We start from the raw sequence: 14,864 nt of genomic DNA, 5'->3' as shown, positions 1-14,864 counted from the left end.
GAGGCCAGCGGCTGTGGCTGATTCACCTGGCAAAACCTCGCCACCAGCAGTGAGCGAGGCCTGGGTAAATGTGCGTGGCGGTATCGAGGGCGCGCGCTCCCACGATCTGGTTGCGGAAGAAGTACCCGTGGCTATGGTGTACAACGGAGTGTCCCATGCGGTGATGATGGCTTCGCCCTGTGATCTTGAGGACTTTGCCCTGGGCTTCAGCCTGAGCGAAGGCATCTTGCAGCGGCCGGACCAGCTGTTCAGTATTGAGATAAAGCCGGGTGAAGACGGCATAGAAGTGCAGATGCACATCGCCGGCGATTGCTATGCCCGCTTGCGGGAGCAGCGCCGCAATATGGCTGGCCGAACCGGTTGTGGGCTCTGCGGTACAGAATCGCTCGCTCATGTGGTGAGAACGCCTGAAAAGGTGGTATCGACGCCGCTGCCCAGTGACGAGGCCGTTCAGAAAGCACTGAAAAACCTGAAAAAACACCAACCGCTCCAACTGAAAACGGGCGCTACCCATGGCGCAGCCTGGTGCGATTCCCGGGGCAGGATTGTAATGGTTCGGGAAGACGTAGGCCGGCATAACGCGTTGGATAAACTGATTGGCGCCCGGCTACGGGAGCATGGCGAACAAGCCTTCAGTGAAGGCTTTGCACTGATCTCCAGCCGTGCCAGCTTTGAAATGGTGCAGAAAAGCGCCAACGTGGGCATAGGCAGCCTGGTGGCAGTATCCGCCCCGACTGCTTTGGCCATTCGCGAAGCCGAAAAAAGTGGCATGAACCTTATCGGATTTGCTCGCCCCGGCCGCCACGTAATCTATGCCCGTGGCGATGAAAAGGCTCAGGAGAGAGAGTTGTGAGTGATCAGCAGTTGAACAACCTGATTAAGATGCTCGACCAGATAATCGCCAACAACTTGCACCACGGTGACGACGAAAAGGTAACCGATATAGCCGCCGATCACCTTCAAAAATTCTGGGCCCGTAGCATGAAGCAGCAAATCATTGCCTATGCCAACCAGCGCCCGGATGAGTTGTCTATTCTGGCGAAGTTGACAGTCGACAAACTCGAGCCTGCTGTGGAGGTATAGCGTGAAACTGTACAGGTTTTAACCGTTTTTAACAGACCCAAAGCACGTTTTACTTATAAACTGCCTGGCGTTGATGTTGGAAATCTCACATTTGAGAAAAACTCATGCGCGGCACATACGTTGAGCTTATTGAAACCCAGGTCGATGTCGCTGACCTGGAAGTCGGAATGCACGTCATCCGACTGGATAGACCCTGGGAAGACACAGACTTCCTGGTTCAGGGGTTTATCATCAACGATATGACACAGCTGCACGCTGTGCGCCGCCAGTGTGAGTATGTGTTTATACAGGGCGTGGCTGAAAGACACCGCGAGCCCATAGAAAAAAAGCCCGGCTCCAATCGCCTTACCGGTTTTTTCAAAAGCAAAAAACAACAGGCAAAAACACCGCAACCCGGCTCGGCTCGGGTTATTCCGAGAAAGCGGGTTTCCTATATTAATCAAGTGAGTGTGGGCCGTGAGCTTCAAACCGTCAGCATGCGATTTGAAGAGGCTCAAGATACGGCCAAATCCATCATGTCTGGCTTGCGGGTAAGCCGTGCTCTGGACATCAACAACGCGCGAGCGGTTGTGAACAGTTGTGTGGAGAGCGTTCTACGTAATGAGAACGCCTTGATGCTGCTCACCAGAATCAAAAACCAGGATGAATACACCGCAGAGCATTGCATCAACGTGTCCATACTGGCGGCTGCGTTTGGCAAATCACTGGGCATGATAAAGGGTGAAATTCAGAACCTGGCGTTGTGCGGCCTGCTGCACGATGTGGGTAAAACCAAAATACCGAACGAAGTTCTGAACAAACCAGGGCGCCTGACCGCCGACGAATTTGATTTGATGAAAAACCACGCAGTTCATGGCCGAACCATACTGATGAGCACGGGCGCTGCGCTGCATTCCGCCGTGGATGTTGCCTTTTCTCATCATGAACGAGTGGATGGCCAAGGGTACCCGCGGGGCCTGCCGGCTGAAAAAATCCCTTATTTTGCGAAGATCATTTCATTGGTAGACACCTACGATGCAATCACCAGTAAGCGGGTGTACCAAAAAGCCCTGGCATCCATGCATGCGTTAGAAATTATTCACAAGAATCGCGGAACTCAGTTTGATGCGGAACTGGCCGATGCGTTTATCCAGATGATAGGGATATACCCACCTGGCTCCATTGTTGAAATGATGAATGGAGAGGTAGGGATAGTAGTAGAGAGTGATCCTGACCATAAGCTCAAACCCAAGGTATTGATGGTACGGAACGCCCATAAATTACCAGTGACACCGGCCAGGATGCTGGACCTGAAAACCGGCCCAACAGACGAGAGAGATCAGGTTTTTCATATATCCAAAGAGGTGCCGGATGGCACCTATGGTATTGTTTTGCAGGATTTTGTGAGGGACGGTTTGATTGTAGCCGCTACTTCACCAGCGCTTGATCCCGAAGAGAACGATTGAGATTACTGAGTCAGCCCTTCCATTCTTTTTAATAAAGCACTTTTGGAAACACATGTCAGATATTGGAATAAAAGAACAAGGGTATGTTAAATCGGCCTTGATCACGGGCCTTCTCTGCGCAGTGGTATTTACCTCTATTGTTTACGGTGCATTAACGTATCAGGCAAGCGAACAACTCGCGGATATAAAAACTGCTGAGCAGGCCAAAGTTAAGCTCACCTCCGGGCTACTCACCCAAATCTATGATTACGCGGCGAATGACCTGCGCACAGTGTCAAAACTGCCAGCGACCGAGGCGTTCAATCAATCCCGCTCTGACATTGACAAAGTGCGGCTTAAGCAGGTGTTTCGTGTCCTGCTCGAGCAAAAATCAATCTATAACCAGATTCGCTTTCTCGACGTTGATGGAACTGAGTTGGTTCGGCTGGATTATTCATCCGGTAGCAGCGTAACTACCCCTGATGGCCAACTGCAGTCTAAAGGCACCCGTTACTATTTCACTGGCACCTTGGCCATGCCTGAGGGCAATGTGTACGTATCCCCTCTCGATTTGAATGTTGAGAACGGCCAGGTCGAATCCCCCTACCTGCCTATGGTTCGGTTTGGTGTACCAGTGTTTGGTGATGGTGGCCAAAAGCAAGGTACTGTAATTCTCAATATGCTAGGCCAGTCGCTTCTGGACACCTTCAGGCAGAGCATGGGGGAAACCTACCCGGCATTTTTGCTTAACAGCGAGGGTGGCGTGCTATCTGCTCCGGATGAAAACGACGAGTGGGGCTTCATGTTTGGCTTGCCTTCTGCATTTCAGCGAGATTATCCGCAAGCATGGGAGTACATATCACAAACAGAAAAGGGCCATGTTGATACACCGGCAGGTCTCTTTGTGTTTGAAACTGTTCACCCGCTTCTGGGGCTGGATTCATCAGCAGAAGGTGAGAGTTACGTATGGAAGGCTGTGTCGTTTTTACCCTCAAGCACACTACCGACGAACGCACTTTTTACGCACCCATGGGTAGTTGGTTTTTACCTGATTGGTGTGGTGCTGATATTAGTGGTGACGTTCTATTTCCAGTTTTCCCTCCACAATCGCCGCCAGCTAAGGCGCGAAAACGCACAGCAGGCCCGGCGCTTCTGGAAAATCTCCAGCGTGCTTGGAGATGGCCTGATCGTTATGGATAGCGAGGGTGTTGTTACCTATATCAACCCGGAAGCTGAGCGAATTTTGGGCTGGAGCTCTGAGGAAATCGTCACCAAACAAGGGCACGATGTATTCCACGTGCATGAGGGAGATGAAACCAGCTGTTCCATCCTCAACGTGATGAATACCCGCGAGCTATACCGCAGTAAAGACGAGGAGTTTCGCCGAAAAGACAATGCCACCATTCCGGTGATCCTGAATGCTGCTCCGCTAACCAGCGATACTGGCGATGAGGGGGTGGTGATCTCATTCCAGGATTTCTCCGAGATGAAAAAGTACCAGGAGAAAATTCACACACTCGCGTATCAGGATATTTTGACTGACCTTCCCAACCGGCGAGCTTTGGACGATCGGTTGAGCCTGGCTATTGCGCTCTCAAGGCGTCATTCCCGCTATCTTGGGCTGATGTTCCTTGATCTTGACCACTTTAAAGAAGTGAACGACACCCTTGGCCACGATGCTGGTGATAGCCTTTTAAAAGAAATCGGGGCGAGGCTGCAGAGCAGCATTCGTGAGACAGACACAGTGGCGCGTATGGGTGGAGACGAGTTCATCGTATTGCTACCGGAAGTCTCCTCACCGGAAAATGCCACAACAGTGGCTGAAAAGATTATTCAGGCAGTTGCAGCGCCCGTTTATATGCCCGAAGGGGTTGCTCGGGTGAGTGTGAGTATTGGAATTGTGGTTGCTCGCGGTGCTGGAATTACCAACGAAGGCCTTATGCAAAGTGCCGATGCAGCCATGTATGAAGCGAAGCGAGCGGGCAAGAACCGGTATTTTATCAGTGAGCATGACCTGCCAATTTCCAATACCGACGACTAGACTGGTCGTGCACTGATCTTCGTTGATAATCAAAAGGGCGCTTCTCGGCATGAGCCAATCGGTTGCCTACTACAACGCGCACGCTCAGCAGTTTATAGACGAAACGCTGCATGTAGATATGTCCGCACTGTACGATGCATTTTTGCCACACCTCCCTGAAAACGCACACATTCTGGACGCAGGCTGTGGCTCAGGGCGGGACTCCCGGGAGTTTCTGGCCCATGGCTACCGCGTTACGGCGTTTGATGCCTCCGAAAAACTGGCTGCCCTGGCAACCAAAGCCATAAGCCACCCGGTTTCTGTTCGCACATTTAGCCAGGTTACTGAACATCAGGCCTACGATGGCATCTGGGCCTGCGCCAGCTTGCTCCACCTCCCCCAGCAGCAGATACCCCAAGCACTCTCCCAACTATGGCAAGCCATGAAGCCAGGCGGCGTTTTATACCTGAGTTTCAAAAGAGGAGAAGGGCAGCGCGAACACAATGGCCGGCACTTTACCGATGCAACAGAGGCTCAGCTTGAACGCTGGGCAGGTGCATTACCCGGGCTTGAGAAGATAACCACTTGGCAGACTGCAGATCGCAGGCCGGGGCGGGATGAGTATTGGGTGAATGGGGTTTTTCATAAGCGCCGGAAATCACTGGGTAAATTAATTAGCGGTGGCCGGCCTGAGCAAGTTATTTTCCTCAGGGATTTAGGAGCCTCTAATGGATTCCGTGCCCCTTAAATCTCATTCACAGGAGGAGTGTTGCCCCAAGCGCTACATTGCCCAGGAAACTGCTAGCCTCAACTACTACTGTGAACTGCTCTCACCTTCTCAATAAAATCGGACATAGAGTACAGCCAGCGCTTCTGATCCTCGTTGAAGCTTCCATGAACACCTGTGGGTATTACCAGTTGCAGGTTTTTAGCTCTCATTTCGTCAGTCTGAGTAGTGCTGATACCCGCCTCGAGTGTTACTAGGAATTTCCGATCCAGACGGTCACCCTCTGATAGAACTTGTCGCCAGCGATCTTTACAAGTTGTTTTGGCGCCTAAAAGAAAGATCTTACTTATCGGGTAAGAAGAGTCGTGGTACGCCTTAAAATCAGGGAAAAGGAAGTCAGGTTTGGCTTTGTTTTCGGTTACACGGGAGCCTCCTCCTTTCTCAAAAGGAAGCCTGTGCTCGCAAAAGACAAAGCCTAGGTGATTCTCAAACGCATGACCAACGCGAGATTTCCTGCGGTTCTGAACGCTCAATGAAAACGTGATGAACTCGTCAACGTCGTCACCAGCAGGGCCAAAACCGAAGCGCAGTCTCTCAGACACTATATGCCGCTCGTAGGCCCTGAAAAGCGCTTCCTCGCGCTCCATCCAGCCCAGTAAGGCTACATCAGGATCAGTAACGCAATCGAAGTTGGTGACCTCTCTGGCAACAGCTGAGAATTCCGATGTTTTCGGAAGTTTGTCAGGGAATCTGGCAAGAAGCATATCAAGGTCATTTTGAGCCTCAGTCTCGTCGAATGCCTGCACACCAAGGTCTTCCAACAGCATCTTTATCGGGAGGATAAGAGTCTGTGTCGGCATGGACGCTGAAGTGAAATCCTTGTCGACATCTGATAACCCGAAAAGGTGCCGTAACTGGAATTCCACTGATGAGCCCGCAGGAGTAAAAAGAAGAAGCAGGCTTCCATCGCGCTTTTTCGCCACGAGGAAAAAATCGGTTGGCTGAATCTGGTCTGTTACAGCGTTCGATTTGTAATATAGACGGTACTCGGGTGAACGCTTGGGGTTTTTTCTCCGTGAGTCGTACCACGTAACCGAATCCTGACACAGCTCAGCTTCTTCCTCGTCAGTGAGATATGCCATAAGACTGGGAAATCGATATTCATCGGATTTGCCGGGGGTGCCGAGGTAGCGCTTGAAGCCAACACTAGGTAGCCCGCCTATTTCGTGTTGGTTTGACCGCGATGAATCTGAATCTACAACACTCAGGTATTTGGCAGCTGCACCCTCAAATATCTCACTAACAGAATCGAGCATCTAGTTACCCCTGTTCAATACGCCGGCATGTCGTAGCTACAGTTGATCAGGCCGTCCGCAGCCCTCAGGCAGCTTCAGTTCTGCGCCCCTCATTTCTGAGAATGGATTCGAGAACATAAGGTTTCATCATCTTCGCCACTGCCCGAAAAACCGGAACGGCGACGGAGTTTCCGAACTGCTTATAGGCCTGCGTATCGGAAACAGGAATCTTGAAAGTCGATTCCCCGGGTTGGTCAAATCCCATCAACCTGGCGCATTCGGCCGGAGTTAGGCGTCTTGGTCTGTTTGCTTGATTGATCATATCGTCAAAACCGGCATCCGTATCCCACCCGCGATCTACAAGAACTTCTGAACCATCTTTGTAGTACCGCGCAGATAAGGTTCTTGCTACATCCCCGGATCCGGTAAGGCCAAACCCGAAACCATTTCCTTTTGCCTTGTGTTTGGCGGCGTAGTCATAGAGGTATTTCCAGAGCTTGGGCGATAGAACATACTTGCTATCCACTTCAGCTTCCGAATCGAGGATTTCGCCAAATGAGGGCACACGGTCAGGAAAGTGTTTACTGATGTCACGCAGAGTAAACCCTTGGTGAACATCAAGATCCCTACGGAAACCAACCAAAACGATACGTTCTCTGTGCTGGGGGACAAAGTTCTTGGCATCAATTACTTTCGGGTCGCGGGCTCCGTCATAGCTAGCGTCTGCAACTTCGTAGCCCAGTTCATCAAGTGTTTCCAGAATTATCTTGAAGGTTTTCCCTTTATCGTGGCTCTTCAGATTTTTCACATTCTCCAGTAGAAATGCGGCTGGCCGCTTGGCCTGAATAATACGTGCAACATCAAAGAAGAGTGTGCCTTGGGTATTGCATTCGAAGCCGTGAGCTCTCCCCAGAGAGTTCTTTTTGGACACACCCGCGATGGAAAAGGGCTGGCAGGGAAAGCCTGCCAGGAGAACATCGTGGTCAGGAACAAGCTTATCGATATGGGCATAGGCCTCGTCCTCTGAAACCTCGGGGCGATCCGAAAGAGTAACTTCGCGGATATCTTCATTGAAAATATGTTCGTCGTCACTGAAATGATTTGCCTTGTAGGTGCGCACAGCGTACTTGTTCCACTCGCTGGTAAACACGCATTTGCCACCAACTTCTTCAAATCCTCTCCTGATGCCCCCGATTCCGGCAAAGAGGTCCACAAATCGGAACTCGTGACCAGATTTTTGAAAAGGTTTCGGCAGCAGCGCCTGAAGATGTTCAAATTCACCGTGACTGAGTTTTCTGTCTACCTTGCCTCTGACCCAGCGATTGATGGTTTCGCGACACCATGAATCAAAGCCCAGTTTGTTGAGAGTTTCAGCAATAAAGCGCTGGTCATAGATTTCAAGTAATTGATTTATAAGAGTCAGACCCTCTTCGTCTTTCATTATCCGCTCCATTCTGGGTCAAACCTGTGACGGTTTGTCACTCAATCGTTCCATATTAGCCAGTCTTGGCTAGTCTATCCAGGAATTTTCTTGAATTAGTCAGCAAAACTCCGGAAGCCAAGAGACTTTCATGTAATAATACTGTTTAAACATACAGTGTCCAGTGGGGGCGAAAATTTTCGATAAAGTGGCGTTTGCAATTTCTATCACGGCCAGCGCACCTACCGCCTGTTGGGGTGGAATGCGGCATATATTGAATATTTTTTGCCAGACAAACGATTCGGAGCAGCAATGACAAAAGCCGACGAGTTGTTGGGTCAAGCATACGAGCATCTCAATATCTCGGGCTTGTGCGACAGCGACAAATACAAAAAGATCGAGGATATAGTGAGTTACCTGGACAGGTTGAATGCGAAGTCAAAAATCCCGCCGGGAACAACAGGAACGATATCTGAGCGCCTTTGCAAACTCGGGCTGACAGAAGTTCCTGAAATACAAATCAGGCCATTTGGTAAAGCATGGCAGTGGGTTGGTGATATTTTGTTACCGGGCCATCCATACGATATCGCGGTTTCCATCAAGAGCTTCAAGGCAAAGGAACGCTTGATTGCAAGTGGCACAGGAAGCATTTTGACTCCAACGCTTGGGTGGGGATTGTTTGACGACCCGGGGGAGTGGGGGCTCGAAAGATGCAACTCCTATCTTTACCGGGGGTTTCTTGCGATCTATATGCCGCGCAATCTTCTGAACCAACTAGGTTCAGAGCAGCGAGAAATCAAGAATTTTAACGGAACAAGGCTGCTGCGGGATCTTCAGAAATTTCCATCTGATGTGCAGTCTGCCATGAGTCCCCAAAAACAGTTACCGCATTGATATGCGAAAAATATGATTGGCGGCAAGCTTACCCTTGAATGGCCTCGAGCGCCCTTTAATGGCGCTTCAGCAGCCAGACCTTTGAATGAATTCCATGTTTAAATGGACACATGGCTGACATTGTTGATAAGCAAACACGCTCACGAATGATGTCCGGAATCCGCGGCAAAAACACCAAGCCGGAGCTTGTTGTTCGACAAGCCCTGCATGCCAAGGGATTTCGATACCGGCTTCATCGCAAGGATCTTGCAGGGAAGCCAGACATCACGCTTCCGCGCTACAACGCCGTGGTTTTCATCAATGGGTGTTTTTGGCACGGCCACAGTTGTCACCTGTTCAAATGGCCTAAAACCCGGCCTGAGTTCTGGCGTTCAAAAATTGGAGCTAATCAGGAGCGTGACCGCAAAAACATCGAAACACTGCTGGAACGAGGCTGGCGGGTTTTCATTCTGTGGGAGTGTTCAATAAAGAACGCACGCGCTGAATCCCTTACGCCAGTCATCGACGATCTATCAAGCTGGATTACTGGGCCGAGCTGTTTTGGTGAAACCAGCCCAGCTCGGCCATGAGTTTTCTCAGTTGAACGAAGCTTCGATATCAATGTAGTCGGCAGCGCTTCCTTTTCGACCTGATGCTAACCACATACTGAGAGCATCTGCGACGGCATTGAAGTGGTCGCATATTTTCTGCACATCCCAGTCCCACTCATAAAAGCTGCCAACTTTGGAGCCGTGTAGGGCTTCGTCCAACAGATACATGTTGTGATCGCAATAGTCTCCAATCGTGGCAAAATCAGGAATGTCATCGGGTAAAAAGTTGAATTTAATATCCCGCTGTATCCAGGCTTGAGCGACGAGCACTCGATAGCGGATTACGTCCTCGGGTGTAACCGTGTCCGGGTTTGGAATCGGGATATTGAGACGAAGAGTTCTGTCGATGCCTTCATCCAGAACGCTTTTTGAGGTTTGAAGTTCCTTCTTCATGGGGGCTCCCTCTAACGGATACTGTGTTTATGTACAGTACTCCGGGGAGTTAATATTTGCAACGTTAAAAAGCCGTCCAAGTCACAAATTCGGGCGGCTTTTTTATCAGGATTTTATTGACAAAAAGCTGGGTTATTGAAAAACCTGATACTTAAGATTCTGGCCCAGAGCCAATCAATGCAACTTCATCCTCGGCTGCATCGCCCGGCTAATCTTATCCATAAACCAGATCACGCCCGTGCGCAGAAAACCGTGCACCGCCACCTGGTGCATGCGGTATAGCGATACGTAAAACAGCCGCGCCACCTTGCCTTCAATGTACATGCTACGGCCAGAGAGGTTGCCCATCAGATTGCCTACGGCGGTGTAGTGGCTGAAGTTGATCAGCGAGCCGTAGTCGTTGTACACGAAGGGCACAGCGTCTTTGCCTTCCAGCCGGTTGCACAGGGTTTTAAACAGGGTGTCGGCCTGTTGGTGTGCCGCCTGGGCGCGGGGCGCTACGGGGCGGTCAGAATCTGGCTGTGGGCAGGCGGCGCAGTCGCCAAAGGCGAAGATGTCTGCATCCTGGGTGGTTTGCAGGGTCTGGTGCACTATTAGCTGGTTGCTGCGGTTGGATTCGAGCCCATCAAGGTTGGCCAAAAACGCAGGCGCTTTGATGCCGGCGGCCCAGATGGTCATTTCCGAGGGCAGTTCGGTGCCGTCTTTCAGTATCACAAGGCCGGGGCGGATTTCGCTTACGGGCTGGCCGTTGAGTACTTTCACATGCTGGCGGCCCAACTCTTTTGTGGCGGCTGCCGATAGCCGGCCCGGGAGTGCGGGCAGAATGCGGTCGGCGGCTTCAATTACGGTAATGGATACATCAGAGGCTTTCAGGTGGTTCATGCCGTATACAGGCAGTTCCCGTGATGCCGTTCGCAGCTCTGCAGCCAGCTCAACACCTGTGGCGCCTGCGCCTATAATGCTTATATTGAGCGCGTGAGCCCCGCCTTGCATGGCTTCGTGGTTTTTTCGCAGAAAGGCGTTGAGCATCAGATTGTGGAAGCGCCGGGCCTGTTTGAGGCTGTCCAGGAACAGGCAGTTCTCTTGTGCGCCCGGGGTGCCAAAGTCGTTAGCGGTACTGCCCACGGCAATCACCAGTGTGTCGTACTTCAGGCGGCGTTCAGGTACTACTTCAATGCCGTCCTCATCAACAAAGGGCGCGATGACCAGCTCTTTGGCTTGGCGGTTGAGGTCGTTCATGCGGCCGAGTTGGAATTCGTAGTGGTGTTTGCGGGCGTGGGCCCGGTAGTTCACTTCGTTTGAGTTGGCGTCCAGCGAGCCAGAGGCTACTTCGTGCAGGAGGGGTTTCCACACATGGGTCAGGCCGGCATCAACAAGCGTAATGCGGGCTTTGCCCTTTTTGCCGAGCTTTTTGCCCAAGCTGGTAACAAGTTCGAGGCCGCCGGCACCGCCGCCGACCACCACAATGTGATGAAGGTTATCCATAGCGTTCAGACCTTTAAGTAATGAAAGCCAAACGCTCTTGCGGAAAAACGCTTGGCTGTCGTCACTGGGGGTGGCTTACAGGTAGGATACGGATGCTGCGAGGATAATACTAACGCGCTGCGGGCAGCCCGCACAATTGGTCGGAAGGCCCATTTATTATTTGAAACACAGCTAGAGACAGAACGATATGAAAGTAGCAGTTTACTGTGGTTCCCGTTCAGGTAATGAGCCGCTATACGTTGAAAAGGCCAGAGAGCTGGGTGAGTTCTTCGGTAATAACGGGATTGATCTTGTGTTTGGTGGTGGGCATGTTGGCCTTATGGGCGTTGTTGCTGATGCGGTGCTGGCCAGTGGCGGCAAGGTTTATGGCGTGATTCCGCAGCATTTGGTTAGCCGGGAATTGGCGCATCCGGGCCTTACTGAGCTTTTTGTTGTCGACAACATGCATGAGCGCAAGGCGAAGATGGCAGAGTTGGCCGATGGTTTTGTGGCCCTGCCTGGGGGTATTGGCACATTAGAAGAAATCTTCGAGGTGTGGACCTGGGGGCAGCTTGGTTTTCATAAAAAGCCCTGCGCATTCTATAACGTGGAAGGCTTCTACAACGCGCAGCTCGATATGGTAAAAACCATGGTGGCGTCGGGGTTCGTCAAGCAGCAATACCTCGACATGATTGTGTTAGCGGATACGCCGGCAGCGCTGATAGAGGGGTTCAAGGGCTACACGGCACCGCAGGAAAAGTGGACCTGAGCCCCAGTGGAGCATTCCATAGAGCTAAAGCCGGCTGACTTTGCTCATTAGCTGGCTCCAACCAATGGGTAATCGCTTTTCCAGGCTGGCCAGTGCGGGATCTTTCGGATGCATGGCCTCGAAGGGCTGCTTGCTGGCATACACGATGGTGTTGTTGGTTTTGCTCTTGAAAACCAGTAACACGGCAAAGTGCTTTTTCAGCTGGCGGAAGTAAGGCCCTTCCGGGTCTGGGGAGCGATGGTAGTTCAACACCAACCAGCCATGGTCACTCAGGGCCCGGCTGCAACCTTCGACAAACTGGCGTTGCGCCTGTGCGGGGCTCATACGGTCTGCACTGTACAGGTCGGCCAGAATTAAATCCGTACTGCTTTCAGGGATGTTGCTCAGGGCGTCGCGGGCATCGGCAATGGTTACGTTCAGGCGCTCGCTGCTCGGCAGATCAAAGTACTCCCGGGCCACGTATAGCACGGCCTCGCGCAGTTCGATGGCATGTATGTGGCAGTCAGGAAACAGATGGTGAAACGCGCTGGCCATTACGCCGCCGCCAAGCCCCAATATGGTGACGTGTTGCGGGCGTTTAAATGCTGCAGGCAGAAACATCGCGCGGTTGTATTCGTGTACCGGAACCTGTGGGTAGCGCCGGTCGATTTTGCTTTGCTCAAACACCGAGTTGAAGGTTAGTACTCGATGCTTGCGGTAGTCGATCACCAAAATGCTGCCGAGCTTATCCCGGCTGTGGTGAATAATATCGCCTTTGTTGAACATGCGTTGCTCTTTGAAAAAATCCGGGGTGCTAGCGGTTCAGGTGCTTGATCGCGTTCTGGTTGCCGTTGGCGCGGGCGAGGCTTAATGCTGTATTGCCCTCAGCGTCCTGGAATTCCGGGTTGGCGCCTTTTTCCAGCAGAAGTTGCACTGTATCTGCATGGCCGTTGCCGGCGGCAAGCATGAGCAGGCTTTCGCCGTTGCTGGTGCGCATGTTCACCGGGACGCCGGCATCCAGCATTATACTGAGGGGGCCGGTACCACCGTTGCGCGCCAGTTCAAAAATACCTTGGGCGAAGGCGATGGCATCTTCATCCAGTTGATTTTCTGGTTGTTGCGGCTGGCCGGGCTTGTGTTCGCTCATCTTGGCTCCATTTAAATAATGTCTGATCGGTCGTTGTAGACATGGGTACGATACCGTTGATACAACCTTTTATCACAGAATGAGTTAGCCTCAGGCACAATCGGTAGAATATATCTAAGCTAACAACAGCAATAACTGACAGGAGAAGGCACCATGAAACTGAACGTTGAGGGGATTGAAGAGGGCAAACCGATCCCGGATTTATTCGCGTTCGGAGTGTTCCACCCGGAAGACCGGATGAGTTTTGGCCCTAACCGGAACCCCGGAATGTCGTGGGAAGATGTACCGGAAGGTACAAAAAGCTTTGTGATTATGATGTTCGACCCGGATGTGCCCAGCGTGGCGGACGATGCGAATCAGGAAGGCAAAACCATTTCGAAGGATATTCCGCGGGTGGATTTTTTCCACTGGCTGCTGGTGGATGTTCCTGCCCGTGTTAGTCGCATTCCGGAAGGCGAAGACAGTGATGGCGTTACGCCCAAAGGCAAGTGCGGAAATTCCGGCCCGTTTGGCGAGCGTGGGGTGAACAATTTTACCCAATTCCTTGCTGGAAACCCGGATATGGCAGGCATCTACTTCGGCTACGATGGCCCTTGCCCGCCCTGGAATGACGAGCTGCTGCATCACTATCATTACGAAGTGCATGCGCTGGATGTGGAGTCTTTGGGGCTTTCTGGCGAATTTGATGGTGAGGCCGTGCGCAAGGCGATGAAAGGCCATGTGTTGGCCAGTGCGAGAGTGACCGGAACCTATACGCTGAACCCGGATTTGCGTTAAGACCCATGGCGACTGGGCAACTTATAGATCTGCCCAGTCGATTGTGCGGAAGTCGAAATCGTTTTCCAGTGTTGGCTTGATAATCTGGAAATACGGGGATGCATCAAAATCCCTTGGCGTAAACAAGGATGTTTGCCGGATTCGATAATGCTCGCGAATGCAGTCCCGGCAATTGGGGTCGTTTGCAGGCAGGGTGTTGACCGTTGGCAGTATTGGGTAGTGCAGGCGCTGAAACCCTTCGGCTATGAAGGTGGAGCAGATGGCCCGTGTAGGATCGCCGCTTCCGAACGCCAGTAGCTTGTGCCTGTGCCGTGATGGAACCGGCGGTGTCTGGATAAGATAGCGAGCCAGATCGAATACGTTTTTCAGATCGTACTGATTACCCAAGCGGCCCAGAGCATACTCAGTGAGCATGTGAATATTCTCGTCATCAAGCCCTACAGGGCGGCAGATACGGGTATGGCTATTGCGGTAAAAGGACAGAGGCAGAGAACGAATGCCAAGCTCCAGATCTGCTTCAATCAGCGTGTGGGGTTCGCCATCTTCGGAAGTGCCCAAACCGGCATCCGGCCCCAGATAGAGAGCCGAATGAGACCAGGTCGACTGGGTCAGGTACTTTATGGCTACGCTGATGCGCGTATTCCCCTCAACCAGCAAAACATCCCCCGGCTTGAGCGCTTTGGCCAAGGCTTCCCATGTTGAGACGGGCACGGAATGTTGCGCCACTTGCTTGGTAAGGTAAGCGGCAAGATGCTTCGCCAGCCAGTTCAGGAACATTCTTCACTCCGGTTGACTTCAATGCCGTTATTGGCAGTGCGCAGGTTTTTTGTAATAAGTTCCCACGTTGTGTGTCTATCTCCTAGCCGCCCCTTCTAGGCGGTG

Annotated in this window: 16 protein-coding genes; 9 read left to right on the top strand and 7 right to left on the bottom strand. The window is 51.9% G+C overall.

What is annotated here, in order from left to right; translation table 11 throughout:
• Positions 1–13: 13 nt before the first annotated feature.
• The 5 genes from fdhD to AADB16_RS02030 all read left to right on the top strand — a co-directional run bounded on the left by fdhD (position 14) and on the right by AADB16_RS02030 (position 5,275).
• Positions 14–853 (top strand): formate dehydrogenase accessory sulfurtransferase FdhD, encoded by an 840-nt coding sequence (gene fdhD / locus AADB16_RS02050; RefSeq protein ID WP_410801063.1) that lies wholly within the window; start codon positions 14–16, stop codon positions 851–853.
• Complete coding sequence (locus tag AADB16_RS02045) at positions 850–1,083, top strand: formate dehydrogenase subunit delta (RefSeq protein ID WP_410801061.1); 234 nt, start codon at positions 850–852, stop codon at positions 1,081–1,083. Before fdhD ends, AADB16_RS02045 begins: the two co-directional genes overlap by 4 nt.
• 104 nt (positions 1,084–1,187) lie before the next feature.
• Complete coding sequence (locus AADB16_RS02040) at positions 1,188–2,528, top strand: HD-GYP domain-containing protein (RefSeq protein ID WP_410801059.1); 1,341 nt, start codon at positions 1,188–1,190, stop codon at positions 2,526–2,528.
• Positions 2,529–2,580: 52 nt separating this feature from the next.
• Entirely contained in the window at positions 2,581–4,548 is a 1,968-nt protein-coding gene (locus AADB16_RS02035) for a diguanylate cyclase domain-containing protein (RefSeq protein ID WP_410801057.1), read from the top strand.
• A gap of 49 nt (positions 4,549–4,597) precedes the next feature.
• Positions 4,598–5,275 carry a class I SAM-dependent methyltransferase gene (locus AADB16_RS02030; protein WP_410801055.1) on the top strand — a complete coding sequence of 226 codons (678 nt, stop codon included), beginning with the start codon at positions 4,598–4,600 and terminating at the stop codon, positions 5,273–5,275.
• A gap of 59 nt (positions 5,276–5,334) precedes the next feature.
• Here the strand turns inward: AADB16_RS02030 and AADB16_RS02025 are convergent, their stop codons facing one another.
• Both AADB16_RS02025 and dcm read right to left on the bottom strand, forming a co-directional pair.
• Positions 5,335–6,570 carry a type II restriction endonuclease gene (locus AADB16_RS02025; RefSeq protein WP_410801053.1) on the bottom strand — a complete coding sequence of 412 codons (1,236 nt, stop codon included), beginning with the start codon at positions 6,568–6,570 and terminating at the stop codon, positions 5,335–5,337.
• A gap of 64 nt (positions 6,571–6,634) precedes the next feature.
• Positions 6,635–7,990 carry a DNA (cytosine-5-)-methyltransferase gene (dcm, locus tag AADB16_RS02020; RefSeq protein ID WP_410801051.1) on the bottom strand — a complete coding sequence of 452 codons (1,356 nt, stop codon included), beginning with the start codon at positions 7,988–7,990 and terminating at the stop codon, positions 6,635–6,637.
• Between the two features lie 291 nt (positions 7,991–8,281).
• On the opposite strand from dcm, the gene AADB16_RS02015 reads away from it, so the two are divergent.
• Positions 8,282–8,863 carry a hypothetical protein gene (locus AADB16_RS02015; RefSeq protein ID WP_410801049.1) on the top strand — a complete coding sequence of 194 codons (582 nt, stop codon included), beginning with the start codon at positions 8,282–8,284 and terminating at the stop codon, positions 8,861–8,863.
• A 110-nt stretch (positions 8,864–8,973) separates the two neighbouring features.
• On the top strand, positions 8,974–9,432 hold the full coding sequence (locus AADB16_RS02010; protein WP_410801047.1) for a very short patch repair endonuclease: 459 nt from the start codon (positions 8,974–8,976) through the stop codon (positions 9,430–9,432).
• Between the two features lie 6 nt (positions 9,433–9,438).
• On the opposite strand, the gene AADB16_RS02005 is transcribed toward AADB16_RS02010, so the two are convergent.
• Positions 9,439–9,846 (bottom strand): hypothetical protein, encoded by a 408-nt coding sequence (locus tag AADB16_RS02005; RefSeq protein ID WP_410801045.1) that lies wholly within the window; start codon positions 9,844–9,846, stop codon positions 9,439–9,441.
• Between the two features lie 174 nt (positions 9,847–10,020).
• Positions 10,021–11,331: an NAD(P)/FAD-dependent oxidoreductase gene (locus tag AADB16_RS02000; protein ID WP_410801044.1), complete on the bottom strand. Its 1,311-nt coding sequence runs from the start codon at positions 11,329–11,331 to the stop codon at positions 10,021–10,023.
• A 187-nt stretch (positions 11,332–11,518) separates the two neighbouring features.
• On the opposite strand from AADB16_RS02000, the gene AADB16_RS01995 reads away from it, so the two are divergent.
• Positions 11,519–12,079, top strand: coding sequence for a TIGR00730 family Rossman fold protein (locus tag AADB16_RS01995; protein WP_410801042.1), 561 nt, complete (start codon positions 11,519–11,521; stop codon positions 12,077–12,079).
• Between the two features lie 24 nt (positions 12,080–12,103).
• On the opposite strand, the gene AADB16_RS01990 is transcribed toward AADB16_RS01995, so the two are convergent.
• Both AADB16_RS01990 and AADB16_RS01985 read right to left on the bottom strand, forming a co-directional pair.
• Positions 12,104–12,844, bottom strand: coding sequence for a spermidine synthase (locus AADB16_RS01990; protein WP_410801040.1), 741 nt, complete (start codon positions 12,842–12,844; stop codon positions 12,104–12,106).
• A 28-nt stretch (positions 12,845–12,872) separates the two neighbouring features.
• Positions 12,873–13,205 (bottom strand): ankyrin repeat domain-containing protein, encoded by a 333-nt coding sequence (locus AADB16_RS01985; protein WP_410801038.1) that lies wholly within the window; start codon positions 13,203–13,205, stop codon positions 12,873–12,875.
• 153 nt (positions 13,206–13,358) lie between these two features.
• Here AADB16_RS01985 and AADB16_RS01980 point away from each other — a divergent pair, with 153 nt between their 5' ends.
• On the top strand, positions 13,359–13,982 hold the full coding sequence (locus AADB16_RS01980; protein ID WP_410801036.1) for a YbhB/YbcL family Raf kinase inhibitor-like protein: 624 nt from the start codon (positions 13,359–13,361) through the stop codon (positions 13,980–13,982).
• 21 nt (positions 13,983–14,003) lie between these two features.
• Here the strand turns inward: AADB16_RS01980 and AADB16_RS01975 are convergent, their stop codons facing one another.
• Complete coding sequence (locus tag AADB16_RS01975) at positions 14,004–14,759, bottom strand: lipo-like protein (protein WP_410801034.1); 756 nt, start codon at positions 14,757–14,759, stop codon at positions 14,004–14,006.
• Positions 14,760–14,864 lie beyond the last annotated feature (105 nt).

The organism is Marinobacter sp. KMM 10035, assembly GCF_046537445.1.
Taxonomy (GTDB): Bacteria; Pseudomonadota; Gammaproteobacteria; order Pseudomonadales; family Oleiphilaceae; genus Marinobacter; species Marinobacter sediminicola.
Note: the sequence above shows the minus strand (reverse complement) of the source record. Positions and strands in the feature narration are given on the sequence as shown.

Excerpts from the sequence above, each read along its gene's own strand:
- AADB16_RS02035 (WP_410801057.1), top strand. The coding sequence starts at position 2,581 with ATGTCAGATATTGGAATAAAAGAACAAGGGTATGTTAAATCGGCCTTG.
- AADB16_RS01990 (WP_410801040.1), bottom strand. The coding sequence starts at position 12,844 with ATGTTCAACAAAGGCGATATTATTCACCACAGCCGGGATAAGCTCGGC.
- AADB16_RS02010 (WP_410801047.1), top strand. The coding sequence starts at position 8,974 with ATGGCTGACATTGTTGATAAGCAAACACGCTCACGAATGATGTCCGGA.
- AADB16_RS02030 (WP_410801055.1), top strand. The coding sequence starts at position 4,598 with ATGAGCCAATCGGTTGCCTACTACAACGCGCACGCTCAGCAGTTTATA.
- AADB16_RS01985 (WP_410801038.1), bottom strand. The coding sequence starts at position 13,205 with ATGAGCGAACACAAGCCCGGCCAGCCGCAACAACCAGAAAATCAACTG.
- AADB16_RS02040 (WP_410801059.1), top strand. The coding sequence starts at position 1,188 with ATGCGCGGCACATACGTTGAGCTTATTGAAACCCAGGTCGATGTCGCT.
- AADB16_RS01975 (WP_410801034.1), bottom strand. The coding sequence starts at position 14,759 with ATGTTCCTGAACTGGCTGGCGAAGCATCTTGCCGCTTACCTTACCAAG.
- AADB16_RS02015 (WP_410801049.1), top strand. The coding sequence starts at position 8,282 with ATGACAAAAGCCGACGAGTTGTTGGGTCAAGCATACGAGCATCTCAAT.
- AADB16_RS02005 (WP_410801045.1), bottom strand. The coding sequence starts at position 9,846 with ATGAAGAAGGAACTTCAAACCTCAAAAAGCGTTCTGGATGAAGGCATC.
- AADB16_RS02025 (WP_410801053.1), bottom strand. The coding sequence starts at position 6,570 with ATGCTCGATTCTGTTAGTGAGATATTTGAGGGTGCAGCTGCCAAATAC.
- AADB16_RS02000 (WP_410801044.1), bottom strand. The coding sequence starts at position 11,331 with ATGGATAACCTTCATCACATTGTGGTGGTCGGCGGCGGTGCCGGCGGC.
- AADB16_RS01980 (WP_410801036.1), top strand. The coding sequence starts at position 13,359 with ATGAAACTGAACGTTGAGGGGATTGAAGAGGGCAAACCGATCCCGGAT.
- dcm (WP_410801051.1), bottom strand. The coding sequence starts at position 7,990 with ATGAAAGACGAAGAGGGTCTGACTCTTATAAATCAATTACTTGAAATC.
- AADB16_RS01995 (WP_410801042.1), top strand. The coding sequence starts at position 11,519 with ATGAAAGTAGCAGTTTACTGTGGTTCCCGTTCAGGTAATGAGCCGCTA.